General features: G+C 68.8%; 28 protein-coding genes and 1 tRNA gene. 13 read left to right on the forward strand and 16 right to left on the reverse strand.

Going from position 1 to position 25,095, the window contains the following annotated elements:
• Positions 1–66 precede the first annotated feature (66 nt).
• Positions 67–768, reverse strand: coding sequence for a metal-dependent transcriptional regulator (locus ACYVJS_RS02775; RefSeq protein ID WP_460737570.1), 702 nt, complete (start codon positions 766–768; stop codon positions 67–69).
• Positions 769–864: 96 nt separating this feature from the next.
• Between ACYVJS_RS02775 and serC the strand changes: the two genes are divergently transcribed.
• Positions 865–1,977, forward strand: a complete 1,113-nt coding sequence (gene serC / locus ACYVJS_RS02780; RefSeq protein WP_460737572.1) for a phosphoserine transaminase — start codon at positions 865–867, stop codon at positions 1,975–1,977.
• 109 nt (positions 1,978–2,086) lie between these two features.
• On the opposite strand, the gene ACYVJS_RS02785 is transcribed toward serC, so the two are convergent.
• Complete coding sequence (locus tag ACYVJS_RS02785) at positions 2,087–2,872, reverse strand: DUF3027 domain-containing protein (protein ID WP_460737574.1); 786 nt, start codon at positions 2,870–2,872, stop codon at positions 2,087–2,089.
• Complete coding sequence (locus ACYVJS_RS02790; RefSeq protein ID WP_137419171.1) at positions 2,856–3,239, reverse strand: cold-shock protein; 384 nt, start codon at positions 3,237–3,239, stop codon at positions 2,856–2,858. Before ACYVJS_RS02790 ends, ACYVJS_RS02785 begins: the two co-directional genes overlap by 17 nt.
• Before the next feature lie 117 nt (positions 3,240–3,356).
• Between ACYVJS_RS02790 and ACYVJS_RS02795 the strand changes: the two genes are divergently transcribed.
• The 6 genes from ACYVJS_RS02795 (at position 3,357) to ACYVJS_RS02820 (ending at position 9,970) form a co-directional block, all read left to right on the forward strand.
• The gene (locus ACYVJS_RS02795; RefSeq protein WP_460737576.1) at positions 3,357–3,632 is read left to right on the forward strand and encodes a multidrug ABC transporter ATPase; all 276 of its coding nucleotides are present in this window, start codon (positions 3,357–3,359) and stop codon (positions 3,630–3,632) included.
• Positions 3,633–3,634: 2 nt separating this feature from the next.
• Positions 3,635–5,356, forward strand: a complete 1,722-nt coding sequence (locus ACYVJS_RS02800; protein WP_460737578.1) for a helicase-associated domain-containing protein — start codon at positions 3,635–3,637, stop codon at positions 5,354–5,356.
• A gap of 47 nt (positions 5,357–5,403) precedes the next feature.
• Positions 5,404–7,065 carry a DNA repair helicase XPB gene (locus ACYVJS_RS02805; RefSeq protein ID WP_460737580.1) on the forward strand — a complete coding sequence of 554 codons (1,662 nt, stop codon included), beginning with the start codon at positions 5,404–5,406 and terminating at the stop codon, positions 7,063–7,065.
• Between the two features lie 57 nt (positions 7,066–7,122).
• Positions 7,123–7,809, forward strand: coding sequence for a response regulator transcription factor (locus ACYVJS_RS02810; RefSeq protein ID WP_137417653.1), 687 nt, complete (start codon positions 7,123–7,125; stop codon positions 7,807–7,809).
• Between the two features lie 83 nt (positions 7,810–7,892).
• The gene (locus ACYVJS_RS02815; RefSeq protein WP_460737583.1) at positions 7,893–9,572 is read left to right on the forward strand and encodes a sensor histidine kinase; all 1,680 of its coding nucleotides are present in this window, start codon (positions 7,893–7,895) and stop codon (positions 9,570–9,572) included.
• A gap of 110 nt (positions 9,573–9,682) precedes the next feature.
• The gene (locus ACYVJS_RS02820) at positions 9,683–9,970 is read left to right on the forward strand and encodes a WXG100 family type VII secretion target (protein WP_274285916.1); all 288 of its coding nucleotides are present in this window, start codon (positions 9,683–9,685) and stop codon (positions 9,968–9,970) included.
• A 78-nt stretch (positions 9,971–10,048) separates the two neighbouring features.
• Here the strand turns inward: ACYVJS_RS02820 and groL are convergent, their stop codons facing one another.
• The 5 genes from groL to ACYVJS_RS02845 form a co-directional block, all read right to left on the reverse strand.
• Positions 10,049–11,668 (reverse strand): chaperonin GroEL, encoded by a 1,620-nt coding sequence (gene groL / locus ACYVJS_RS02825; RefSeq protein WP_460737585.1) that lies wholly within the window; start codon positions 11,666–11,668, stop codon positions 10,049–10,051.
• Between the two features lie 182 nt (positions 11,669–11,850).
• Positions 11,851–12,054: a cold-shock protein gene (locus tag ACYVJS_RS02830; RefSeq protein ID WP_137417657.1), complete on the reverse strand. Its 204-nt coding sequence runs from the start codon at positions 12,052–12,054 to the stop codon at positions 11,851–11,853.
• 135 nt (positions 12,055–12,189) lie between these two features.
• A complete protein-coding gene (locus ACYVJS_RS02835) occupies positions 12,190–12,792 on the reverse strand; it encodes a LytR C-terminal domain-containing protein (RefSeq protein ID WP_460737587.1) in 603 nt (200 codons plus the stop codon).
• A 46-nt stretch (positions 12,793–12,838) separates the two neighbouring features.
• Complete coding sequence (locus ACYVJS_RS02840) at positions 12,839–13,108, reverse strand: DUF3263 domain-containing protein (RefSeq protein WP_243233490.1); 270 nt, start codon at positions 13,106–13,108, stop codon at positions 12,839–12,841.
• A gap of 9 nt (positions 13,109–13,117) precedes the next feature.
• Positions 13,118–14,122, reverse strand: a complete 1,005-nt coding sequence (locus tag ACYVJS_RS02845; RefSeq protein WP_460737590.1) for a DUF2332 family protein — start codon at positions 14,120–14,122, stop codon at positions 13,118–13,120.
• A gap of 69 nt (positions 14,123–14,191) precedes the next feature.
• Here ACYVJS_RS02845 and msrB point away from each other — a divergent pair, with 69 nt between their 5' ends.
• Together msrB and ACYVJS_RS02855 are read left to right on the forward strand one after the other, a co-directional pair.
• On the forward strand, positions 14,192–14,599 hold the full coding sequence (msrB, locus tag ACYVJS_RS02850; protein WP_274285921.1) for a peptide-methionine (R)-S-oxide reductase MsrB: 408 nt from the start codon (positions 14,192–14,194) through the stop codon (positions 14,597–14,599).
• The gene (locus ACYVJS_RS02855; protein ID WP_460737593.1) at positions 14,596–15,135 is read left to right on the forward strand and encodes a nitroreductase family protein; all 540 of its coding nucleotides are present in this window, start codon (positions 14,596–14,598) and stop codon (positions 15,133–15,135) included. Before msrB ends, ACYVJS_RS02855 begins: the two co-directional genes overlap by 4 nt.
• Here ACYVJS_RS02855 and ACYVJS_RS02860 read toward each other — a convergent pair whose 3' ends face one another.
• Genes ACYVJS_RS02860 through ACYVJS_RS02870 form a run of 3 tightly spaced genes read right to left on the reverse strand, consistent with a single transcriptional unit; the run spans position 15,136 to position 17,283 of the window.
• Positions 15,136–16,083: a DMT family transporter gene (locus ACYVJS_RS02860; protein ID WP_460737595.1), complete on the reverse strand. Its 948-nt coding sequence runs from the start codon at positions 16,081–16,083 to the stop codon at positions 15,136–15,138.
• Between the two features lie 26 nt (positions 16,084–16,109).
• Positions 16,110–16,709, reverse strand: coding sequence for a DUF3558 domain-containing protein (locus ACYVJS_RS02865; RefSeq protein WP_460737597.1), 600 nt, complete (start codon positions 16,707–16,709; stop codon positions 16,110–16,112).
• A gap of 58 nt (positions 16,710–16,767) precedes the next feature.
• A complete protein-coding gene (locus tag ACYVJS_RS02870) occupies positions 16,768–17,283 on the reverse strand; it encodes a MarR family winged helix-turn-helix transcriptional regulator (RefSeq protein WP_460737599.1) in 516 nt (171 codons plus the stop codon).
• A gap of 97 nt (positions 17,284–17,380) precedes the next feature.
• Here ACYVJS_RS02870 and ACYVJS_RS02875 point away from each other — a divergent pair, with 97 nt between their 5' ends.
• Together ACYVJS_RS02875 and ACYVJS_RS02880 are read left to right on the forward strand one after the other, a co-directional pair.
• The gene (locus tag ACYVJS_RS02875; protein WP_243233478.1) at positions 17,381–17,707 is read left to right on the forward strand and encodes a DUF7882 family protein; all 327 of its coding nucleotides are present in this window, start codon (positions 17,381–17,383) and stop codon (positions 17,705–17,707) included.
• A complete protein-coding gene (locus ACYVJS_RS02880) occupies positions 17,704–18,045 on the forward strand; it encodes a hypothetical protein (protein WP_460737601.1) in 342 nt (113 codons plus the stop codon). Before ACYVJS_RS02875 ends, ACYVJS_RS02880 begins: the two co-directional genes overlap by 4 nt.
• Before the next feature lie 178 nt (positions 18,046–18,223).
• Here the strand turns inward: ACYVJS_RS02880 and ACYVJS_RS02885 are convergent.
• Positions 18,224–18,296: transfer RNA gene (locus ACYVJS_RS02885), tRNA-Thr, on the reverse strand.
• A 67-nt stretch (positions 18,297–18,363) separates the two neighbouring features.
• Entirely contained in the window at positions 18,364–19,302 is a 939-nt protein-coding gene (locus tag ACYVJS_RS02890; protein WP_460737603.1) for a DsbA family protein, read from the reverse strand.
• Positions 19,303–19,512: 210 nt separating this feature from the next.
• Here ACYVJS_RS02890 and ACYVJS_RS02895 point away from each other — a divergent pair, with 210 nt between their 5' ends.
• Both ACYVJS_RS02895 and ACYVJS_RS02900 read left to right on the forward strand, forming a co-directional pair.
• Positions 19,513–20,616: an ABC transporter ATP-binding protein gene (locus tag ACYVJS_RS02895; RefSeq protein ID WP_460737605.1), complete on the forward strand. Its 1,104-nt coding sequence runs from the start codon at positions 19,513–19,515 to the stop codon at positions 20,614–20,616.
• Between the two features lie 70 nt (positions 20,617–20,686).
• Positions 20,687–22,006: a DUF4032 domain-containing protein gene (locus tag ACYVJS_RS02900; RefSeq protein WP_460737607.1), complete on the forward strand. Its 1,320-nt coding sequence runs from the start codon at positions 20,687–20,689 to the stop codon at positions 22,004–22,006.
• A gap of 37 nt (positions 22,007–22,043) precedes the next feature.
• Here the strand turns inward: ACYVJS_RS02900 and ACYVJS_RS02905 are convergent, their stop codons facing one another.
• From ACYVJS_RS02905 to cysS, 3 genes are read right to left on the reverse strand one after another with little or no spacing between them, the layout of a single operon-like run.
• Positions 22,044–22,685 (reverse strand): NAD(P)-dependent oxidoreductase, encoded by a 642-nt coding sequence (locus ACYVJS_RS02905; protein ID WP_344227952.1) that lies wholly within the window; start codon positions 22,683–22,685, stop codon positions 22,044–22,046.
• Positions 22,686–22,708: 23 nt separating this feature from the next.
• Complete coding sequence (rlmB, locus tag ACYVJS_RS02910) at positions 22,709–23,692, reverse strand: 23S rRNA (guanosine(2251)-2'-O)-methyltransferase RlmB (RefSeq protein WP_460737609.1); 984 nt, start codon at positions 23,690–23,692, stop codon at positions 22,709–22,711.
• A complete protein-coding gene (gene cysS / locus ACYVJS_RS02915) occupies positions 23,685–25,088 on the reverse strand; it encodes a cysteine--tRNA ligase (RefSeq protein WP_460737611.1) in 1,404 nt (467 codons plus the stop codon). The genes rlmB and cysS overlap by 8 nt, the downstream gene beginning before the upstream one ends.
• Between the last annotated feature and the right edge of the window lie 7 nt (positions 25,089–25,095).

Here is a 25,095-nt window from a genome sequence, read left to right on the forward strand (position 1 = left end):
AGGTAACGAATAAGTCACGCCGGCGGGGGCCGGATCAATACCCCGACGGGCTGTGGAGGACAGCTCTCAGCGGGCGTCGGCGACGAGGAAGATGTGGCCGGCGACCTCGACAGGAAGCTCCAGCCCCTCCTCCGAACCGTCCATCTGCACGAGGACGTAGCCCTCGTTGTACTGGAACGATCCGGCGGCGCCGGGGACGACACCGGCGGCCCGCAACTGCTGCAGGAGTTCGGGATCGACCTGCGCGGGCTCGGCGAGGCGACGCACGGTGCCGGTGATGGGGCCGCCCTCGGCGTCGAGCTTGCGGACGAGACCGACGACCCCCTCTTCGAACGTGGAGCTCGGCAGATCGCCCAACTGGTCCAGACCCGGAATGGGGTTTCCATAGGGCGACTCGGTGGGGTGTCCGAGCAGCTCGACGAGCCGACGCTCGACCTGCTCGCTCATGACGTGCTCCCAGCGGCAGGCCTCTTCGTGGACGTACGCCCAGTCGAGCCCGATCACGTCGCTGAGCAGACGCTCGGCGAGGCGGTGCTTGCGCATGACGTCAACGGCCTTCTGTCGACCCGAGCCCGTCAGCTCCAGCGAGCGGTCGTCGGAGACGATGACGAGACCGTCCCGCTCCATCCGACCGACGGTCTGCGAAACGGTCGGGCCGGAGTGACCGAGGCGTTCGCTGATGCGTGCACGTAGCGGAACGATGTTCTCCTCCTCGAGCTCGAGGATGGTGCGCAGATACATCTCTGTCGTGTCGATCAGGTCGGTCATGAACATGTCCTCGAAGTCATAGGGGCCCGAAGAGAGCCTATCCAACGTGACGATGGTCACGGCGGTCGGCGGCGAGCACGCCCCTAGAATCGAGCCATGTCCCACGTCGTGCTCCCTCGCGAGATCCTGCCCGCCGACGGCCGCTTCGGATGCGGCCCCTCGAAGATCCGCCCGGAGCAGGTCGCTGCTCTGGCTGAGCGCGGCTCGTCGCTGCTGGGGACTTCGCACCGCCAGGCTCCCGTCAAGAACCTCGTCGCGAGCGTGCGGGAAGGCCTCGCGGCGCTGCTGCGTCTGCCCGAGGGCTACGAGATCGTCGTCGGCAACGGCGGATCGACCGCCTTCTGGGATGCGGCCGCGTTCGGTCTCATCGAGAACCGCGCACAGAACCTGGTGTTCGGGGAGTTCGGCGGCAAGTTCGCCGCTGCCGCGGCGGCACCGTGGCTGCAGGCGCCCGACGTCCGTAAGGCCGCGCCCGGCACGAGCGCCGCGCCCGAGGCCGTGGAGGGCGTCGACGTGTACGCCTGGCCGCACAACGAGACCTCGACCGGCGTCGCCACCCGCATCGCCCGCGTCGCCGGGGATGCCGGCGCACTGACGGTGATCGACGCGACGAGCGCGGCGGGCGGCATCGACTTCGACGTCGCGGAGACCGACGTCTACTACTTCGCCCCGCAGAAGAACCTCGGCTCCGACGGGGGGCTGTTCTTCGCCGCCGTCTCGCCCGCGGCGATCGAGCGCATCGAGCGCATCGCCGCATCCGATCGCTATATCCCGGAGTTCCTGAGCCTGAAGAACGCGCTCGACAACTCCCGCCTCCAGCAGACGCTCAACACCCCGGCGCTGTCGACGCTGGTGCTGCTCGACGAGCAGGTGCGCTGGATCAACGCTAGCGGCGGCCTGGGCTGGGCTGCGGCGCGCACCGCCGAGTCGTCCCAGGTGCTCTACGACTGGGCCGAGGCGTCGAGTGTGGCAACGCCCTTCGTCGCCGATGTCGCCGACCGCTCCCCCGTGGTCGTCACGATCGACTTCGACGAGAGCGTGGATGCGGCGGCCGTGGCCGCGAGCCTGCGCGCGAACGGCATCGTCGACACGGAGCCGTACCGCAAGCTCGGACGCAATCAGCTGCGGGTGGCGACGTTCACCTCGATCGATCCCGACGATGTGCGCCAGCTGACGCGCAGCATCGACTACACCCTCGAGCACCTCTGAGCGGAGGGGCTCCGCGCCCCCGCCGGGCGAGTACACGTTCGCCGGGTGAGCATTCGATGTGATGCTCACCCGGCGAACGGATGCTCAGTGGGCGTCGCCCGTGGCGGACTCAGTCCTCGGACTCGTCCTCATCGTCGGACTCGTCGTCCTCGTCCGACTCGTCTTCATCGGACTCGTCTTCATCGGACTCGTCTTCATCGGACTCGTCTTCATCCTCGTCGGACTCGTCCTCGTCGTAGTCGTCGTCAAGCTCGTCGATGTCGACGCCGTCGACGTCGCCCGCGTGCAGGATCGACTCGCCGCCGTCCTCCTCGTCTTCCGACTCGTCGAGATCGTCCGCATCCTCATCGGAGTCGTCGTCCTCGGCGTCGTACTCATCGCCTTCGGCTTCCGCGGCCGCCTCCGCCGCCGCGGCCTGCTGGGCGTGGTACTCCGCCAGGCGCGTCGCCCACGGCACCCACTCGGGCGCAAGGAGAGCGCCGTCACCCGGGAGCAGCTCGACCTCGAGGACAGTTGGCTCGGCTCCCTCGACCCGCGCCAGCGAAACCGTCCAGTACCAGCCCGGGTATCCGGCCAGGCGGTTCTCGAAGCGGAGTGAGACGACGCCGTCGGGCTCGAGCGCGTACCCGGCCGCCGGCCCGACGGTATGCGGCTTGGTGATCTCGCGGAGAGCGGAGAGCGCCAGCTCATGAGCGGCGAGAAGCTCGGCATCCGGCTCGCGAGGCTCGACTTCGGACTCAGCCTCGGCCTCGAGCTCGACCTCGTCGGCCTCGGCGATGGCGGCTTCTTCCGCCGCCATCTCCGTCACGACGACCTCGTCAGCCTGCGCGACGAGGTCCGCATCGACGGCCTCGTCGGAGACCGGCTCTGCGCCGGACTCAGGCGTCGAGGTCATCGGCTACCTTGCGCAGCACCGCAGCGATTTTCTTGGAGTGCGACGACGACGGATAACGCCCTCGACGCAGGTCGCCGCCGATCCCGTCGAGCAGCTTCACGAGGTCTTCGAGGATGATCGCCATGTCGTCGGCGGGCTTGCGCGCACGCTTCGCGAGGCTGACGGGGGCATCCAGCACCCTCACCGACAGCGCCTGCAGGCCCCGCTTGCCGTCGGCCACACCGAACTCCAGCCGCGTACCGGGCTTGACCGAGGTCGTGCCCTGCGGGAGAGCCGTGGCGTGAAGAAAGACGTCCTGACCGTCATCCGAGGAGATGAAGCCGAACCCCTTCTCCTCGTCGTAGAACCTGACCTTGCCGGTGGGCATGGACACCTCGCTGCTGCTCTGCACCCGGAAATCGTTCGCGGGCGCGACGGAACGCGGATCGGAAGATCCCCTGGTTCCAGCCTACGGCACCCCCGGCGAGGCGATAGGCTGATGCGGATGAGCAAGCCCACGCCCGACACCGACCTCCCGGTCAGCCGCCTCGACCGCATTCTCGCGTTCATGGCGCTGGGACTGCTCGCGCTCTCGGTGCTGTCGTTCCTGTCGATCATGATCAGCACCGCGATGGGCCTCACTCACGAGGACTACGGCACGGGCATCTGGCCTGCCGTGAGCGCCATCGTCTACATCGCTCCCCCGCTGGCATTCGTGCTCATGCTGACCGTCATCATCCGCGCCTTCATCAGAAGGGCTCGGGCGAACCGAGCCAGGTGACGGTGGCGGGCCCCTCGGACGAACGCGCGCTGGCGTCGCTGCTTGCCGCGTCCGGCGACGAGGAGCTGGCCCAGCTCTTCGCCGCACGGAAGCTCCCGCCGTCGACCCCCGCGCAGGATTTCTTCGACGTCGCGGCAACGCTTCTCAGCGACGCCAGCGTCGATCGCGCCCTGACGCGACTGGCTGCACCCGAACTCGCCGCCCTGGCCTCGGCGCAGACGGGGCCGGTCGCTGCGCCCCTTCGTTCAGCGCTCGCATCCCGCGCCCTGCTCGATGCCGACGGCGTCCCGTTCCAGACGGTGCGGTCGCGACTGGCCGAACGTGCCGGGTCCGAGGCGTTCACCTCACCCGCGGTGGTGCCACTCGTCCCCGCGGATCCACAGAGCGTCGCGGCTGCCGCGGAGCGCGCTTTCGAGCAGGTCGCCTCCCTCGCCGACATCCTGCTCGCGGCCGCATCCGCTCCCCTGTCGCGCACGGGTGCCGGCGCGATCAGCGCGACCGAACGCCGTCGACTCATCGACGACGGCGCGGTCGCCTCGGCGGAACAGCTCGAGGATCTCATCGTGCTCGGAGCCTACGCGGGGCTGCTCAGCGACGAGGATCGCAGTTGGCAGGCGACGGATGCGGCACCCGAGTGGCTCGACGAAGGCACGAGCGAACGGTGGGGCGAGGTCGCCTCGGCGTACGTGCGCGCTCTCCCCGAGGCTCTGCGTACCGCCGAGGGCGGCTTCCTCCCGCCCCCGGTGTGGCCGGGCGTCTACCGACTCGACCCCGAATGGCCGGGGCAGGCTGCGGCACTGGTGCGCCGGGGGGTGCTGTGGGGTGTTCTCACCGACGAGGGGCTGCTGCCGTGGACGGCACAGCTGTCCAGCACGGGAGAAGTCGACACCCGCACCCTGACGGCGGCGCTGCCGCCGGAAGTCGACAAGATCTACCTGCAGGCCGATCTTTCCGCGATCTCTCCCGGCCCGCTCGCGCCGCGACTCGAGCAGCGACTGCGTCGGATGGCGACGCGTGAGACCAGGGCGCAGGCCTCGACCTATCGCTTCACCGCCGAATCGTTGACGGCCGCGATGAGCGGCGGCGAGAGCGCGGAGTCCGTGCACGCCTTCCTGGCTGAGATCTCGCTCACCGGCATCCCCCAGCCGCTGGCGTATCTCATCGACGCGACCGCCGCGCGCCACGGTGCGGTCCGCGTCGGCATGGATGCGGCCACGGGCCGAACAGTGGTGCGCAGCTCATCGCCGCAGCTGCTGGCGACCATCGCCGTTGATCAGTCACTGCGCCCCGTCGGTCTCGTAAAGCATGAGGGCGCCCTGGTCTCGCGCGCCGGGCGGGATGCCGTGTACTGGTCCCTCGTGGATGCGCGCTACCCCGTGGTCGCCGTCGACGAGAACGACCACCTCGAGCGGGTCTTGCGCCGGTCGATGCGACAGGCCGCGTCCGAGCAGCCCCCGCGCGAACAGTACCGGGAACTCATCGCCGCTCTGCGCGGCGCGCAATCCGGGGACGCGGACGCCGCCTGGCTCGAGCGCGAACTCGAACAGGCCGTGCGCGCCCGCGCGACGATCGATGTCACGGTGAGCCTGCCCGACGGTTCGACGAGGGTCTTCGCCCTCGAGGCGACGGGTCTCGGCGGCGGGCGCCTGCGCGGGCTCGACCGCGCCGCCGATGTCGAGCGCACGCTGCCGATGACGAGCATCGTCTCGGTGAGCCCGCGCTGACGGCGAGCCGACCCCCATCCGCCGCGGCGCCGGTAAACTCGACGGTTATGTCCGACGGCCCCCTGATCGTCCAGAGCGATCGCACGGTTCTGCTCGAAGTCGCCCACCCCGAGTCCGAGAACGCGCGGCACGAGTTGGCCGTCTTCGCCGAGCTCGAGCGTGCCCCCGAGCACATTCACACCTACCGCATCACGCGCCTCGGACTGTGGAACGCCCGCGCGGCCGGACACGACGCGCAGGACATGCTCGATACCCTCGACCGCTGGTCGCGCTTCCCCGTGCCGCCGTCGGTCGCCACCGATATCCGCGAGACGGTCGGGCGCTATGGACGCCTCGTCATCGAGCGGGGTCCGTACGGCGACGATGAGGACGCCCTGCTGCTGCGATCCACGGATGCGGCCGTGCTCGCCGAAGTCTCCCGCAACAAGCGCATCCAGCCCCTGCTCATCGCGCACCCCTCCCCGGGCGTTCACGTGATCGACGCCTGGGCGCGGGGTCAGATCAAACAGGAGTTGCTGAAGATCGGCTGGCCCGCCGAGGACCTGGCCGGCTATACCCCCGGCACCCCGCATCCGATCGACCTCGAAGAGACCGACTGGTCGCTGCGGCCCTACCAGCGTCAGGCCGTGGACATCTTCACGGAGGGCGGCTCCGGCGTCGTCGTGCTCCCCTGTGGCGCGGGCAAGACCCTCGTGGGGGCGGCCGCCATGGCGGACACCAAGACGACGACGCTCATCCTCGTGACCAACGCCGTCAGCGCACGCCAGTGGCGCGACGAGTTGCTCAAGCGCACGACCCTCGCCCCCGAGGAGATCGGCGAGTACTCGGGACAGGTCAAAGAGGTCAAGCCCGTCACGATCGCGACGTACCAGATCCTCACCGCGAAGCGGAAGGGCGAGTACGCGCACCTCGCGCTGCTCGATGCCCTGGACTGGGGCCTCGTCGTCTACGACGAGGTGCACCTGCTGCCGGCACCCGTGTTCAAGCTGACCGCCGATCTGCAGGCTCGACGCCGCCTCGGCCTCACGGCGACACTCGTCCGCGAGGACGGACGAGAGGGTGATGTCTTCAGCCTCATCGGCCCCAAGCGCTTCGACGCGCCCTGGAAGGAGATCGAGGCCCAGGGCTTCATCTCCCCCGCCGCCTGCTTCGAGGTGCGCGTCGACCTGCCCGCCGACGAGCGGCTCGAGTACGCCGCGGCCGTCGACGAGGACCGCTATCGTCTCGCCGCCACGGCTCCGGCGAAGATCGACGTCGTTCGGGCCCTCGCCGCACGCCACAGCGACGAGCAGATCCTCGTGATCGGCCAGTACCTCGACCAGATCGACATCATCGCCGAGGCCCTCGGCGCCCCGAAGATCACCGGCGCGACACCGGTCGACGAGCGCGAAAAGCTCTACCGGGCCTTCCGCGAGGGGACGGTGCCGCTGCTCGTGGTCTCGAAGGTCGCCAACTTCTCGGTCGACCTGCCGGATGCGTCCGTGGCGATCCAGGTCTCCGGATCGTTCGGGTCCCGCCAGGAGGAGGCGCAGCGTCTCGGACGCCTCCTGCGGCCGAAGAGCAACGGCCACACGGCCAGCTTCTACACGCTCATCGCCCGCGACACCGTCGATCAGGACTTCGCGCAGAACCGTCAGCGATTCCTCGCAGAGCAGGGCTACAGCTACACGATCCTGGATGCGGACGACCTGCTGGCCGCAACGCGCTGACCCGCCGGGAACGCCCGCATCCAGCCATCCCACCGAATCGGTCACCATAATGGGCCTATGACCGCACCGCGCATCCTCGTCGTCGACGACGAACCGAACATCCGCGACCTGCTCATCACGAGTCTGAAGTTCGCCGGTTTCCAGGTTCGCGCCGTCTCCAACGGGGCACAGACGATCTCGGCCGTCCTCGAGGAGGAGCCGGATCTCATCGTGCTCGACGTCATGCTGCCCGACATGAACGGCTTCAGCGTGACCAAGCGCCTCCGCGAGGCCGGATACACCGCTCCGATCCTTTTCCTCACCGCGAAGGACGACACGGAGGACAAGATCACCGGACTGAATGCCGGTGGCGACGACTATGTCACCAAGCCGTTCTCGCTCGACGAGATCGTCGCCCGCATCCAGGCGATCCTGCGCCGCACGATGCAGGCGGACGAGGAGTCCGTGATCCGTGCCGGCGAGATCACCATGGACCAGGACACCCACGACGTGTACGTGGGCGACGCGCAGATCGAGCTGAGCCCCACCGAGTTCAAGCTGCTGCGCTACCTCATGCTCAACCCGAACCGGGTGCTGTCCAAGGCGCAGATCCTCGATCACGTCTGGGAGTACGACTTCAACGGCGACGCGGGCATCGTCGAGAGCTACATCTCGTACCTGCGTCGCAAGATCGATCCGCACTCCTCCGAGCCCCTCATCCAGACCAAGCGCGGCTTCGGCTACATGCTGAAGACCAAGTCCTGACACCGGAGCGCGACCTGGGCACCGAGAGCGACAGCGTCACACGCTGGTGGCGCGGGATCAGCCTGCGCGCCAAGGTGACCGGCGTGACGGTGACGGTGCTCGTCATCGGCCTGCTCGCGGCAGGGCTGGGAACCATGGTGTTCCTGCGCACGACGCTGCTGACGAACCTCGATCAGAACCTCAAGCAGGTGGCCCAATCGGCGATCGCGAGCGCGCTGGTGGAAGCCACGATCGACTCGGACGGCACTCTCGAGTTCGCACCGCGTGAGGAAGCCGGCGGCACCTCGTACACGGTGGCGCTGTACGCCTGCACGGCGGAAGGCGCGCGGCTCGCGGTCGCGGGAGGCCAGGATGCATCGACGACGCCGGAGCTTCCCGACACCTATCCCTGCGACCGCGCCTATATCGACCAGGACACCGTCACAACGCTCGACGGCAGCAACAACTCGCACTTCCGCGCGACGGTGATCGTGACCCCCGTGGAGGGGACCAACGCAACCGTCGTGCAGCTGGTGGCGGTGCCCACCGGGCCGACGGAGCGGATCGTCGCGACCTACCTCGGCATCTACGCCATCCTCGCGCTCGTCATCGTGATCGCGAGCGCCTTCCTCGTGCGATGGGTCGTGACGCTCACCTTCCGCAGCCTCGGGCAGGTGGAGCGCACCGCCGATGCGATCGCCGGCGGCGACTTCAGTCAGCGCATGACCGACATCGAGCCTGACACTACGGAGGTCGGCCGGCTCAAGCGCGCCATCAACACGATGCTCGGGCGTGTCGACGCCGCGATCTCGCAGCGCGACGCCACCGTGCGCCAGATGCGTCGGTTCATCGGCGATGCGAGCCACGAGCTGCGCACACCCCTCGTCACTGTGCGCGGCTACGCGGAGCTCTACCGGATGGGCGCGATCCCGGATGCGGAAGCCACCGCACAGGCTATGGAGCGCATCGAGAAGGAGGCCATGCGCATGACCTCCATGGTCGAGGATCTCCTGGCCCTCGCACGCCTCGACGAGAAGCGGGACCTCGTGCTCGCCCCCGTCGACCTGCGCCCCATCGCCCGCGATGCTGCACTGGATGTCGGAGCCTCCGCACCGCAGCGGAGCGTGAGCGTGATCGACACGACCTCCTCTGCTCCAGAGCCCCTGCACACACCCCCGATCGCGACCTCGCCGCAGGCACCCGGAGATGTGCCGCCGCGCCGGCGCGGAGCTGTGCCCACGGCCGCGATCACTCTCGCCGCACGCCTGCGGCGACGCACGCGGGAGGGCGGCGACACCGGCGAGGTGCATCCGCTGCCGGTGGCCTTCCATCCGCGCACCCCGATGATGCCGCCCGTCGTGATGGGTGAGGAGAACCGCATCCGTCAGGTCGTCGCGAACCTTCTGGGCAACGCGCAACGCTTCTCCGCGGAGGACTCCCCCATCGAGCTGCGCGTGGGCACGGACCTCGAAACCCGCATGGGCTGGATCGACGTGATCGACCACGGCGAAGGCATTCCCGAGCAGATCCGGACCCAGATCTTCCAGCGGTTCTGGCGCGCCGACACCTCACGCGCCCGGGAGACCGGAGGGTCGGGGCTCGGCCTGTCGATCGTCGCCTCGATCGTGGAGTCGTTGCAAGGAACCGTCGAGGTGCGCGACAGCGAGGGCGGCGGAGCGACCTTCCGGGTCTCGCTCCCCCTCGCCGTCGACCAGGATGCATCCGCGCATCTGCTCATCGACACCCAGCCCTTGGAGCACCTCCCGGATCTGCCGCTGTCCTGATCTCCCCAGCCCGCGAGAACCGGCGCGTGGTCCCCGGTCGCCGCGGCGGCAGCGCGTTGCGTCGCGCGGAGCTTCTAACGTCGGAGTCTCCGACAGAGAGGGGCTCCCCAATGGCGACCTTCGCCGTAGACAGCGACCAAGTGGCCGCAGCGACCATCACGATCCGTGGAACCATCGACCGGCTGCAGGGAGAGTCCACGGCGCTGCTCGCCCAGCTGGGTGCACTCCAGAGCTCGTGGACCGGCGCCGCATCCGGCATGTTCCAAGGAACGATCGAACAGTGGCGGGCCGCCCAGCGCACCGTGGAGGACGCGCTCGCGAGCATCCACGTAGCTCTCGGTGTGGCCGCGCAGCACTACACCGAAGCGGAGCAGGCCAACATGACGCTGTTCCGCTGACGTCTCCGGTCCCCCCACCGGAAACGGCGGATGCCCCGGTCCCTTGCGGGCCGGGGCATCCGTTCGTGAGGTCTGGACTCAGAAGTCCATGCCGCCCGACGGGTCAGCGGGAGCGGCGGCAGCCTTCTCCGGCTTGTCGGCGACGACGGCCTCGGTGGTCAGGAACAGACCGGCGATCGACGCGGCGTTCTGCAGCGCCGAGCGGGTGACCTTGGCGGGGTCGATGATGCCCTGCGCGAAGAGGTCGCCGTACTCACCGGTCGCGGCGTTCAGGCCGTGACCGACGGGCAGGTCCGCCACCTTGTTGGCGACGACGCCGGGCTCGAGACCGGCGTTGAGAGCGATCTGCTTGAGCGGAGCCTCGATGGCGACGCGCACGATGTTCGCACCGGTCGCCTCGTCGCCCGTCAGCGTCAGACCCTGGAACGCGGTCTTGCCCGCCTGGATGAGCGCGACACCACCACCGGCGACGACACCCTCCTCGACGGCAGCCTTCGCGTTGCGGACGGCGTCCTCGATGCGGTGCTTGCGCTCCTTCAGCTCGACCTCGGTGGCCGCCCCCGCCTTGATGACGGCAACGCCGCCGGCGAGCTTGGCGAGGCGCTCCTGGAGCTTCTCGCGGTCGTAGTCGCTGTCGGTGTTGTCGATCTCGCGACGGATCTGGGTCACGCGACCCTCGATCTGAGCGGAGTCGCCGGCACCTTCGACGATCGTGGTCTCATCCTTGGTGATGATGACCTTGCGGGCACGGCCGAGCAGGTCGAGGGTGGCGTTCTCGAGCTTGAGACCGACCTCCTCGGTGATGACCTGTCCACCCGTGAGGATCGCGATGTCCTGCAGCTGGGCCTTGCGGCGGTCGCCGAAGCCGGGAGCCTTGACGGCGGCCGACTTGAAGATGCCACGGATCTTGTTCAGCACCAGGGTCGCGAGAGCTTCGCCCTCGACGTCCTCGGCGATGATGAGGAGCTCCTTGCCGTCCTGGATCACCTTGTCGACGATCGGCAGGAGGTCCTTGATGTTCGAGATCTTCTGATTGGCGATGAGGATGTAGGGGTCTTCGAAGACCGCTTCCTGACGCTCCGGGTCGGTCACGAAGTAGGGGTTCAGGTAACCCTTGTCGAAGCGCATACCCTCGGTGAGCTCGAGCTCGGTGCCGAAGGTGTTGGACTCCTCGACCGTGACCACGCCCTCCTTGCCGACCTTGTCGATCGCCTCGGCGATGAGCTCGCCGATCGCGGGGTCGGCGGCGGAGATCGACGCGGTGGCGGCGATCTGCTCCTTGGACTCGATCTCCTTGGCGTCGGCCAGCAGCGCCTCGGTCACCGCGGCGACAGCCTTCTCGATGCCCTTCTTGAGCGAGATGGGGTCAGCACCGGCGGCGACGTTGCGCAGCCCCTCGCGCACGAGTGCCTGTGCGAGGACCGTGGCCGTCGTGGTTCCGTCGCCGGCGACGTCGTCGGTCTTCTTGGCGACCTCCTTGACGAGCTCCGCGCCGATCTTCTCGTACGGGTCGTCGAGCTCGATCTCCTTGGCGATGGAGACACCGTCGTTCGTGATCGTGGGTGCGCCCCACTTCTTCTCGAGGACGACGTTGCGGCCACGGGGACCCAGGGTCACCTTGACGGCGTCGGCCAGGATGTTCAGGCCGCGCTCGAGGCCACGACGGGCCTCCTCATCGAAAGCGATGATCTTTGCCATGTGTGTCTCGTCCCTCCCGGACGTTGGCTTGCGTCTTTAGCACTCAGTGATATCGAGTGCTAATCCATTCTGGCACTCGCCCCCTGGGAGTGCAAGCCGCCGCGAACGTGTCGCGAGAGCGCGACGCACACGACGAGACCCCCGGGCACCGACGGGTGCTCGGGGGTCTCGTAAGCGGGGTCTCAGGCGACGATGCGAACCGACTCGGCCTGCGGACCCTTCTGTCCGCTGCCGACCGTGAACTCCACGGCCTGCCCTTCTTCGAGGACGCGGAATCCGGTCATATCGATGTTCGAATAGTGGACGAAGACGTCCTCACCGTCGCCGGAGGTGATGAATCCATACCCCTTCTCGGCGTTGAACCATTTGACGGTGCCCTGGGCCATACGAGTCTCCTGATGCTGTAGAACGCAGTCATCGTATGCAGCCGAAACAGCGCCGAAGCGACGGATTCGGCACAGTTGACACAGCAGCAGCGAACTATTTACGCCGCGGAAACACGGGACCCTCCGCGATCAGCCTCAGGAGGTCGGACTGGGGCTGGGCGCCCCCGCAGCGGTGCGGTCGAGTCCGATGACGACCGTCAGCTGCTTCGCCTGCGACTCGTCCACATCGGCGGTGCCTGCGTCATCCGTCGGCTGATACTGGGCGCTCTGGGCGATATCCGCTCCGCCGATGAGCTCCGCGAGCCCCTTCGCCGCCGCCTCGTCGCCCGGGAACGCGTAATAGACCGTCGTCTGGGGGAAGTCGGTGGCGCTGGCGCTGCTCGCGTTGACGAGGTCTGCGCTCCAGCCCTTCGCAATGAGCTCGTCCTTCATCGTGGTCGCGAGACCTGTCTCCGGCGTCGCGTTGAGCACCAGAACGGAGAAGGACATGTCGACGATCGGCGTCACCTCGGGGGTCGGCGTGGGTGTGGGCGTCGGAGAGGGCACCAGCACGATCCGCCCGGAGAGCACCAGGCTCCCGAAGATCCCCGCGGCGATGAGGACGATCGTGACGACGATCGCCCAGAGGGTGACGACACCCGCTCGCATGCGCGGGTTCTCGGCACGGTGGGCTCCTACACGCCCCGAGGTGTTCGGCAGGTCGTCGAAGCGGTCGCGGGGATGCGGGGTTCGGGACACCCCACGATGCTACCGGAGCGCGTCACCCCGCCCACTGAGCGAGGCCTCAGGCGCCGCGTCGGACCGTCGAGCGCTCGCGTCGCCGCTCGTCGCGGATGCGCCGCAGGCGGCCGACGAGGAGCGGGTCATGGGCCAGCGCGGCCTGCGAGTCGATCAGCCTTCCTAGCAACTGGTAGTACCGCGCCGGAGTGAGCTGCAGCTCGACGCGGATCGCCTCCTCCTTGGCGCCGGTGTGTCCGAGCCAGCGCGCCTCGAAGGCGAGCAGCTGGGAGTCCCGCTCACTCAGAGCGTCGGATGCGGAGTCACGCACAGGCACGGGGCAACGCTAACCGAGTCCTCCCGCCGCATCCGGACGCCACTCCACGGCTGATCCCAACGGGTCGACCGCGGCAAGCACTTCACCGTCCAGCGCCAGCGCGAACCGGTCGCTCGGCCAGGCCGACACATCGATCGGTCGCCTCCATCCGTCGTGCAGTCCCGGGGCGTCGATCGTGATCCAGCGCCCTGATGCGCGTGCCGCGTCGATGATGCGCCGCCGCCCGTCCCGAGGGACGTGGGCGAGGACTCCGGGCGTCGTGACCACGAGAGTCGCGTCCGGCGGAGCGTCCAGCGCGAGTCCGGCGAGCACGCCGGGCGCCGCCGCATCCGCCGCTTGCAGGATCGGCGGCTGCGCGGCCGCGATGTCGAGTGCCGCGTCGATGCGCTCCCGGCGTCCGCTCTCCCCCGGCCACACGAGCCCCGTGAGCCAACGACGGTCCTCGGCGGAGCGAGCATCGAGCGGATGCAGGTCGATGCCCGCTCGCCAGACCACGGTCGGGAGGTGCACGTCCACCTCGGGACCGGTCCACGTGGATGAGAGCACGACGGACGCGGGTCCGTCGCGCGGATCCAGCACGCGCGTTCGGCCCGAGTCCACGGCGTAACGATAGGAGTAGCGATCCGGATACAGGCACAGGCCCGCGCTGGCACCGATCTCGAGCAGTGCGATGGGTCCCTCGATCCGAGACAGCGCGGGTAGCAGCGCCGCGCAGCGCAGCGGCTCGTTCGTCTGCACGGAGCGCGCCGCGGACTCCGCCACGAGGGTGTCGGCGTGCGCGAGCACCCACGCCGCCCAATCCTTCCCCTCTGTCTCCGGCGCTCCCAGAAGCCTGCTGACGGCGAACACCAGGGGCGGCTGCCGATGGGTCGCCGGAATCCGCGCCAGGACCGCGGCGAGTTCCGGCGTGGTCCACACCGCGTGCGCCCACTGCTCGTAGAGACTGCTGCGGCCCGGCGCTTCTTCTTCGGCGAAGCGCCGGTAGCGCGCGATGACGACCTCGAGTTCGCTCACCCGCTCATTCTCGGTCACACGGGAACAGTGCCCTCGCGGGTCGGGTTGAATGGAGCAGAAGGAGGACCAATGAGCTACGCAGTGAACAAGTCCGAAGAGCAGTGGCGCGAGGAACTCGGAGCAGACAAGTACGCGGTCTTGCGTGAGGCGGCGACGGAGCGCGCATGGACGGGAGAACTGCTCGACGAGTCGCGCGCCGGCTTGTACGCGTGTGCCGCGTGCGGCGCCGAGCTGTTCCAGAGCGGAACGAAGTTCGACTCGCACTGCGGCTGGCCGAGCTTCTACGAGTCGGTCCGCCCCGAGGCCGTGGAGCTGATCGAAGACAACAGCCACGGGATGGTGCGCACCGAAGTGCGCTGCGCCTCCTGCGGCTCCCACCTTGGCCACGTGTTCCCCGACGGCTTCGGCACCCCCACCGGCGACCGGTACTGCATGAACTCGATCGCCCTCGAGTTCACGCCGGAGGCCGGGGAATGACCACCGGCGCACGCGACGCGATGCGCGTGCGCCGATCGTGGTCCAAAGTGACCGACGAGGCGCCGACGCATGACGAGCTCGTCGACATGGTCGCGGCCGCGGGACGGGTGGCCGACCACTCGTCGCTGCGGCCGTGGCGGCTGATCGAACTGCGCGGCGCGGACCGCGAGCGCCTCGGACGTGCGATCCACAAGGCGGAGAAGAAGCACGGCGCATCGACCAAGCCGTTGCGTGCCCCGCTGCTGATCGCGGTCGTCGCCCGCATCCAGAAAGACAAAGTTCCGGATTGGGAGCAGGAGGCGGTCGCGTCCGGCGTCGCGCACATGCTGAGCCTCGCGCTCGACGAGGCGGGATGGGGCGTGATCTGGCGCACCGGGAGCTACACCCGCAGCAAGGCCGTCGCCAAGGCGCACGGGCTGCGCAAGAACGAACGACTGCTGGGTTGGCTCTACGTCGGGGGCAAGCCCGACCGCTCCCGCGAGACGCGGATCAAGCAGATCGACGGCGCCGCGTTCCTCAGCAGACTGCCGGGCTGATCACCGGCGTCGCCACCGCGGAACGGTCGCCACGACGACGCCGGTGACAGCGACGACCACGGCGATCACCGCCACCTCGAGGGGCGGCCCGGCATGCCCGGGAAAGAGCGCGTCGATGACGACCGAAGCGCCGAGCAGGCCGACCACCGATCCGAGCCCCAGCTGCAGCACGCCGGTGTGACGGACAAGCGCCGCCGACAGGAAGATGTAGACGACGCCGATAACGCCACCCATGTAGAGCCACGGCTCCGACGGCAGCGGAGGTGGGCCCGCGATCCCGAGCTGGATGGCGGCTGCCGCCACCAGGATCACCGTCCCACCGGCGAAGTTCACGAGCGTGGCCGTCAAGGGACTGCCGACCTCGTTGCGCAACCGCCCGTTCGTGGCCTGCTGCCAGGCGATTCCCGCTCCCGCGAGCAGGGGCAGCACGAGCAACCAGACCGGGACGGATGCCGCTCCCTCACCGAACATCGAGACCGCCACCGCCGCGACGACGAGCAGAGCGCCGGCGAGGCGCCCGATCGTCACCCCAACAACGCCCGCGGGCCCGTAGCCGATCCGGTCGAGGATGACACCGTTCACGGTCTGACCGGCGACCACGCCGACCGTGAAGGCTGCGACACCGATCGCAGCGACCGCGAGCCCCTGCGTGACAACGGTGAACGCTCCCGCTCCGCCGCCGAGGATCATCCATACCGGGATGCGGCGCTCGCGGACGCCCCCGATGAGGCGGATGACTCCCCCGCGGCCAGCTGGCAGCAGCGAGCTGAGGGCGAGCAGGACGACGAAGCCCGATCCGAAAGAGATCGCGGCGGCCGTCAGCGCATCCCCGATCGCTGCACCCAGTGCGCCGTTGATCTGCGCCTGGGTGGCGGTGAGCACACCGACGAGAACAGCGCCGGCGACGGCGAGCGGTCGGGGCAGGCGTTGCGGGTGGAACGGGGTCACCGATCGAGACTACGCGGGCGCGCGGTTCACGATCCCCAGATGTCAGCGACCAGGTCGGTCAGCAGCGCCTCACCGTTCGTGTTCGTCGCCGACTGATAGATCCACACGCCGTCGCGCACGTAGATCGTCTCGACGGTGTCGGCGGGGTACGTGGTACCCGCGATCGTCTGCGTGCAGATGTACGCGGGCATATCGCCCACCTGGCACGAGTAGCCCTGTCCCGGCAGGGTCGACTCTGCGTACGACTGCGCGGCGGCCGCATCCGCTCGGCTGACCAGCAAGAGGTATCCCGTTGCATCCCCCGCGATCCAGTTGCATCCGAGGGCGAGGCTCGCGCCGGGCGGCGCCGGGCGCGTGAACTGGGCCGCGTCGCCGTACTCCGTCATCTGGTCGACGGTCGCCGCACGCGTCTCCGCGGAGCCGACCGCACCGCAGTCGGCGGGGATCTGCGCCGGCTTCGACTCCGGGGTCGGAGTGGCCGTCGCGGCTGGCGTCGACATCGGTGTATCGACCGGCGTGGCCGCCGGACTGGTCGCCGCGGGAGATCCGGTCGTGCCACCGCATCCCGTCAGCATGAGCGCCAGGCCCGCGATCACGACGGCACCGCTGAACTTGGTGTTACCCATCCCCTACCCCCTCGTGCGGGCGAGTGTACGCCGCGCCCGTCGCGGACGGTATGAGGTATCAGGCGGGGACGGAGCCCTGGGCGAGCGGCGGCTCGACCGCATCCACCGCTTCGGTCATCGCCTGGAGGAAGCCGACGATGGCATCCGCGTCATCCGGGTCGAGGGACCGGACCGCAGCCATCATCCGCGCGTGCATGCCGTCGAGAGTGCGGCGCACCTCGAGATGGGCGAGATCGGTCGTTTCGACGAGGAGGCGCCGTCGATCCTGCGGGTGCGGTTTGCGTCGCAGATGTCCGCTGCGCTCGAGCCGATCCAGGATGCCGGTGACCGAGGGAGTGGAGACCCCGAGGTAGCGGCCGATATCGACAGGCGAGACCTCCCGGCCCTGGTTGGCTGCCCGCATCAGGTACTGCAGCACGAGGAGATCGTTCTCCCCCATTCCCATGGACGCCTGCGTACGACGACGCATCGCCATCTCGGAGGCGCGATAGGTGCGCAGGGCGTCGAGGACTCGCCGGCCGGCTTGCTGGCGCACATCGTTCGCGTCGTACCAGTACATCGCGTGATCGCTCATCGGACCCCACGATTTGCGAAATATTTGTTTGCCATATCGCTAGCCTACCTAGTAATGTCCTCATCGAACAAGGTTCTTGAGATCGAAAGGCACCCTCATGGGACAGCTCTACTACGCCAACGCCACTGCCCCGATCGAGATGAGCGATCGTCTGCTGGCGCACGTCAAGGTTGTCGCCACGACGAAGCTGCGGCGCCAGGAGTCCTTCACTATCAATCTCCGTGGCGCTGCGGGGCGCGAGACGTTGTGGATCCACTCGTCGATTCCCCTGCGGTTCGTCTTCTCCTCAGCCGAGCCGGAATCGCTCAACCCCGGCTTCCTCCAGTCGCTCGCCGAGGCAGCCAGCTCGACGGCGGGGCTCACGGTGGACATCGACGAAGAGGTCCCGGCCGCTCAGCAGCAGCCGCGTCGGCGGGCGGCATGACGACGACTCTCGCGCCGTTCGTCGCCGCCGCATCCCGGACCACGTGGAATCAGGCCGACGACGGACTGTATGTCGCCCAGCGCGACGGCGATTTCTTCGGCTACATCGATCGGAACGATGACGGGAGCTTCGTGGCCTTCGACCGCTTCTCCTCGCCGGTGGGGCGCTACACCACGCTCGCTGCCGCCAAGGCGTCGTTGACGACGGTCGTCTCCGACCCGATCAACCGGCAGCGGTTGCGCACGCGCGAGCGCCTGCCCTTCGTCGCTGCGACGTGGGCGGGACTGGCCGCGATCGCCGTTGCCGTCACTGCCGGGGTGCTGGTTCCGGGGCTCTGACCCGTCGTCGCGCCAGCGCGTCGACGCCCGGTCCCTGTTGTGCCGGCTACAGGACGTGAACCTGCAACCCCCGTATGACAACGTGCGCGTCGACGCCCGGTCCCTGTTGTGCCGGCTACAGGACGTGAACCTGCAACCCCCGTATGACAACGTGCGCGTCGACGCCGTGACTATCCAGTGCCGGCTACAGGACTTGAACCTGCAACCCCCGTATTACAAGTACGGTGCGCTACCAATTGCGCCAAGCCGGCGTGACCGCCTGGCGGTCTGACGCCCTCGCGAGCGCACCGACGAGTCTATGCGCTCGCGGCGCGCGGATTACGACGACGGGGTCGGTGTCGGCGTCGGGCTGGCCGTGCGGTAGTACGCGTCGCTCGCCGTGGTGAGCACGAACTGCGCGAACTCCTTCGGGTCGTCGAGTGCACCCTGGTACAGCTCACCGTTGACGAAGATCATCGGCGTGCTGGTGAGTGTCAGCCCATCGGTACCCGGGATGCCGGCGACGGCCGCATCCGTCGCGCTCTTCGCCCACGCCATGAACTCGCCGTTCTCAATGCACGAGCGCACCTGACGGGGATCGGCCGCCCCCGCTGCCTGGGCCATGTCGGCGAGTGTGTCGTCGCTCAGCCCGTCGGATGTGGCCTCGGGCTGCTGCAACAGCAGCTGGTGGTTGAACGCGAACACCGTGTTGGGCGAATAGGTCGCGACGCAGGCCGCCGCACCCGCGGCACGCAGCGAGTACTTCGTGCCGTTCGACTTGGCCGTGAGCATGGCGACGGGGTGGTACGAGAGAGTCGCCGCCCCCTCCGTCACCCACGAGGAGAGCTGAGGAGCGTTCGCCGTCTCGAACTGCTTCGCCCCGGGGGCGAGGTAGTCCACGTAGACGCGGATGTCGACGGACGACCGGTTCGTCGGCACCGGCGTAGGCGTCGTATCGCCCTGCGGCGCAGAGGATTCGGTCGGAGCCGGCTCGTCCACAGACCCGCCGAGCACAGACACTCCCGCAACGGATGCGACCGCGAAGCCGCCGTCGACCGCACCGCTCGGCTGGAGCTGCGGGGAGGAGGTCGACGAGCTCACCGCGAACACCACGGCTGCGACGACAGCACCGACGACCGCGACGCCGCTGATCGAGAGCGCGGCCACACGAAGTCGACCGACCCGCGCATGGCGCTGCCGCACTCGCTGCGCCTTCTCGCGCACCGCCTCGCGGCGGTCGCTCGGCGCCGGGACGTTCGATGAGTCGTCGCTCGACATAGGACCTCTGAAGAAAACGTAGGGACCGGCGGAGTCCGGTCGGGCCGCACGGGAAACAGCCGATCCGATGCTAGCCAGACAGCCTGAGAAATGCCCAGACGCTCGTGCCATACTGAGAGGTGCGCCCGATGGCGGGCGTTGCGGGTCACCCCCGCGCATCCATCACTACGGATCGTCCGGCACGTACCTGCCGGTGAAGGAGAAGAAACAGTGGCAACTGTCACGTTCGACAACGCAACGCGTCTGTACCCGGGGGGAACCCGCCCGGCCGTCGACAAGCTCAACCTCGAGGTCGGAGACGGCGAGTTCCTCGTCCTGGTCGGCCCCTCGGGTTGTGGTAAGTCCACCTCGCTGCGCATGCTCGCCGGCCTCGAAGAAGTCAACTCGGGCAGCATCCGCATCGGCGACCGCGACGTCACCGACGTCCCGCCGAAGGACCGCGACATCGCGATGGTGTTCCAGAACTACGCCCTCTACCCGCACATGACGGTCGCAGAGAACATGGGCTTCGCGCTCAAGATCGCCGGCGTCGGCAAGGAGGAGCGCGCCCAGCGTGTGCTCGAGGCAGCCAAGCTCCTCGACCTTGAGGAGTACCTGACCCGCAAGCCGAAGGCCCTCTCGGGTGGTCAGCGTCAGCGTGTCGCCATGGGTCGCGCCATCGTGCGTCAGCCCCAGGTGTTCCTCATGGACGAGCCGCTGTCGAACCTCGACGCCAAGCTCCGCGTGCAGACGCGTACGCAGATCGCGTCGCTGGTTCGCCGCCTCGGCGTCACCACGGTCTACGTCACGCACGACCAGACCGAGGCCCTCACCATGGGTGACCGCATCGCCGTGCTGAAGGACGGCCTGCTGCAGCAGGTCGGCACCCCGCGCGACCTGTACGAGAAGCCGAAGAACGTCTTCGTCGCCGGCTTCATCGGCTCCCCCGCCATGAACCTCTTCCCGGCCGACCTGGCCGAGGGCGGCGTCCGCTTCGGCGACCTCATCGTCCCCGTCGAGGCCGACACCATCGGCAAGGCGCACGGCACCGAGGTCACGATCGGCGTGCGTCCCGAGGACATCCAGGTGGCTCCCGCCGACGGCAAGGGCCTGTCGGTCGTCGTCGACCTGATCGAGGAGCTCGGCGCCGACGGCTACCTGTACGGCCACTCCGAGATCAACGGCAAGCGCACCGACATCGTGGCGCGCGTCGACGGTCGTCGTCACCCGAGCGCCGGCGAGACGGTCATCCTCGCCCCCGTGCCCGGCCACGTGCACGTGTTCGACCTCGAGAGCGGCGAGCGCCTGAACGACAAGGCGATCGCTTCGGTCTGACCGGAACGACCCCCGCGGCGCGGCGGATCCACCCGGATCCGCCGCGCCGCGACATATGTGGAGGGACACCATGGCGGACTCGCTGACCATCACGGCCAGTGCGATCGATCCCGCACTGCTGACACTGCCGTGGAGCACGCCGCTCGCGGACTGGTCCAGCAACGACATCGTGCAGCTCCCCAAGGGCCTCTCGCGCCACCTGGTGCGCTTCTCGACCCTCAGCGGCAAGGTCATCGCCGTCAAGGAGACGACCGGTGAGATGGCGCGGCGCGAGTACGACATGCTCGGCAACCTCGCCCGCCTCGACGTCCCGTGCGTCGACCGTTTCGCCGTCATCGACGGGCGAACGGATGCGGCCGGCCACCCGCTGCCCGCGGCCCTGGTGACCGCCCACCTCAAGTTCTCCCTGCCCTACCGCGCCCTCTTCACCCAAGTGCTGCGCCCGAACACGGCCTCGCGCCTCGTCGATGCTCTCGCCGTGCTCCTCGTGCGTCTGCACAACGTGGGCTTCTTCTGGGGTGATGTCTCGCTCTCCAACACCCTCTTCCGACGGGATGCGGGCGCTTTCGCCGCCTACCTCGTCGATGCCGAGACGGGCGAGCTGCACGAAGGCGGCCTGACGCGCGGTCAGCGCGAGCACGACCTGGATGTGGCGCGCACGAACATCGCGGGCGAGATCATGGACCTCGCCGCCGGCGGCCGTCTGGCCGGTGACGTCGACGCGCTCGACATCGCCGACGGCATCGTCTCCTCCTACCGCTCGCTCTGGGCGGCGCTGACCGACAAGGAGAGCTTCTCCGCGGCGGAGTCGTGGCGGATCACGGAGCGCGTGCAGCGGCTGAACGCGCTCGGATTCGACATCGGAGAGATGTCGATCGACACCGCTACCGACGGCGCACTCGTGTCGATCCAGCCCAAGGTCGTCGACGCCGGTCACCACCAGCGGCGCCTCCTGCGCCTCACCGGTCTCGATGTCGAGGAGAACCAGGCCCGCCGTCTGCTCAACGACCTCGACGAGTTCCGCGCGCGCATCTCCCGCGTGGGCTCTGACGAGGAAATGGTCGCGCACGAGTGGCTCACCCGGAAGTTCGAGCCGGTCGTGAAGGCGATCCCCTTCGATCTGCGTTCCAAGCTGGAGCCCGCCGAGGTGTATCACCAGGTGCTCGAGCACAGCTGGTACATGTCGCAGGCGCGCGGCCGGTCCGTACCTCTCGCGGAGGTGCTCACCAGCTACATCGACGACGTCCTGCGCCATCGCCGCGATGAGGCGACGGTCGTGGGGCCGCCCACCGAGGCGACGTCGATCATCCCCGTCTTGCGCGACGACTATGTGCCGCGCGATGCGGAAGACGATGAGGACGAGGCGATCGACTGGCGCGACCTGGTCTGACCACGGACGGCGGCTCGCCGCATCCGCTCGCGTCGACTCAGTAGCCGACGGTGAAACGCTCCCGCGAGTGACGCGGCGTCTCGATCTCGTCGAGCACGGCGACGGCGAGGTCGGCGCCCGAGATGAACGACTCGCCGTTCTCGTCGACGACGAGCACGTCACCGCCGTCGCGGTACGACCCCGTGCGCTCGCCCGGCGCCCACGCGCCGAAGCCTCCGGCCGGGTGCACGTAGAACCAGTCGCGGTCACCGGAGCGCGTCTGCAGGTCTTCGAGGATGCCGATGGCCTCGAGCGCTTCGGGCTTGTACTCGTCGGCGAACCCCTCGGTGTCGACGAGGCGCGGGCCGCCCTCGGCGACAAGGCTTCCACCGGCACCGCCGATGACGCCGATGCGGACGTCCTCGGGCAGCACCGAGAGCAGCTGCTCGATCGCCGGGCGAAGGGCTCCGAGCATGTCACCGCGCGCGGCCACGGCCGAGACGACCACGTCGACACCGATCAACTCGTTCACGAGAGTCGGGACATCCAGCAGCGTGGCCTCGATGTAGGTCGCGCCCTCCACCCGTTCGGCGGGAACGGTGCGCGCGACCGAGAGCACCGTGTGCCCGCGCCGGACCGCCTCCGCGACGATGTGGCTGCCGGCGTATCCGGTTCCTCCGAGAACGGCGATGCGAGACATGGGTGCTCCTTCGGTCGGGATCGTCACGCCGAACGTAGCGTGGCGACCTGGTAGAGCGCGACGGATGCGGCGATTCCCGCGTTCAGGGATTCGGTGGCGGCGGAGATCGGGATCGACACGATCTGGTCGCACGTCTCGGTGACCAGGCGCGAGAGCCCCTTGCCCTCGGAGCCCACGACGATCACGACGGGACGGTCGGCAAGCTGCAGCGCCGGAAGCGCCACGTCGCCGCCGCCGTCGAGTCCGAGCACGAACACGCCCTGCTTCTTGAACTCCTTGAGCGTCGTCGTGAGGTTCGCCGCCATCGCGACGGGCAGGCGTGCAGCCGCTCCCGCGCTGGTCTTCCACGCGGCGGAGTTGACGCCCGCGCTGCGACGCTGCGGAATGATGAGGCCCTGGCCGCCGAACGCCGCGGTGGAGCGGATGATGGCGCCCAGGTTGCGCGGGTCGGTCACACCGTCGAGCGCCACGATCAGCGGCAGCTCGTCACGGTCGATGATCCGCTCGAGCAGGTCCTGCGGGTGTGCGTACTCGTACGGCGGCACCTTCAGCGCCACGCCCTGGTGCACGCCGTCGAAGCCGGCCATGCGGTCCAACTCCTGTCGCGTGACCTCGAGGACCGGGATCTCACGGTGCGTCGCGATCGAGAGCATCTCCTTGACGCGATCGTCCATCTCTACGCGCTGCGCGATGTAGAAGGCGGTCGCCGGGATGCGGGCGCGCAGCGCTTCGAGCACCGAGTTGCGGCCGGTGACCGTCTCGGTGTCGTCGTTCTGCTTCGAGCGCGGTGTGCGGTTCTGGCCTGCGATGCGCGGAGCAGCCTTGCCGCCGGCCGCGACGAAGCGCTCCTGCGCGGCCTTGCGCTTTCCGGCGGGGTGCCAAGCGCGATCCTCCGCCTTCGGGGTCGGGCCGCGACCCTCGAGCGACCGACGGTTCTTGCCGCCGGTGCCCTTCGTCGGGCCCTTCTTCTTGCCGCGTCCGGCTGACGGGTTTCCCGGCTTAGCCACGTTTCACACTCCAATGGGTCCCTTCGGGACCGTCTTCGAGGACGATGCCGGCGGCCGCGATCGCGTCGCGCACCCTGTCGGCACTCGCCCAGTCCTTGTCTGCTCGCGCCTGGGCGCGTTGGTCGATCATGACGCGCACGAGCGCGTCGAGGGCTCCCGCTTCGGGGCCGGCCGCGCGCGTGCGCCACCGCTCGTCGAGCGGATTGATGCCGAGGACGTCGGTCATGGCGACGACCTCGGCCGCGCGACGGCGCGCGCTCTCCGAGTCTCCCTCATCCAATGCCGCGTTTCCTGCACGCACCGTCTCGTGCAGCACGCCCAGGGCCTGAGGGACGCCGAGGTCGTCATCCAGCGCGGCGGCGAACGCTTCGGGAACCTCCGCCGCCTCCGGCCCCGCACCCACTCGTTCGGCGCGGTCGAGGAAGGTCCGGATGCGATCCAGCGCCGCCTCCGCCTCGTCGAAGGCCTTACCGGAGACGTCCAGGCTCGATCGGTAGTGCGCGGCCGCCAGCGCGTATCGCACCACGAGCGGTTCGCGCTCGGCGAGCACGTCTGCGGCGAGGGTGAAGTTGCCGAGCGACTTCGACATCTTCTGGCCGTCGACGGTCACGAGACCGTTGTGCACCCAGTACTGGGCGAACGCGTCGCCCGCTGCCGTGGATTGCGCGAGCTCGTTCTCATGGTGCGGGAACCGCAGGTCGAGGCCGCCGCCGTGGATGTCGAAGCGCGAGCCGAGGTACCGGCGCGACATCGCCGAGCACTCGATGTGCCATCCCGGGCGTCCCTCGCCCCAAGGCGAGGCCCACCGCGCATCTGCCGGCTCGCCGTCTTTCGCGCCCTTCCACAGCGCGAAGTCGTGCGGGTCCCGCTTGCCGCGGGGGTCCGCATCCGTCGCCGTCTCCATCGCGTCGACGTCCTGATGCGTGAGGGCACCGTAGGCGGGCCAGGACCGCACGTCGAAGTAGACGTCGCCGGAACCGTCGGGCGCCGGGTACGCGTGGCCGCGCTCGATGAGCAGCGCGATGAGCTCGATCATCTGCGGGATGGATGCGGTGGCTCGCGGCTCGTAGGTCGGTGCGAGGATGCCGACGGCGGCATAGGCCTCGCTGAACGCGAGCTCCATGCGGTAGGCGAGCGCCCACCAGGGCTCGGTGGGCGTCGCGTTCGCGAGCACCTTGTCGTCGATGTCGGTGACGTTGCGCACGAATGTCACCCGACCGAACCGGTGCGCGAGCCAGCGTCGCAGCAGATCGAAGCTGAGTGCGGCGCGCACGTGGCCGATGTGCGGGCCGGACTGCACCGTCGGGCCGCAGACGTACATCGTGACGTTGCCGTCCTCCAGGGGCGCGAAGTCGCGCAGCGCCTGCGCCTGGGTGTCGTAGAGCCGGACCGTCACTCCACCA

Source organism: Microbacterium neimengense (genome assembly GCF_054782995.1).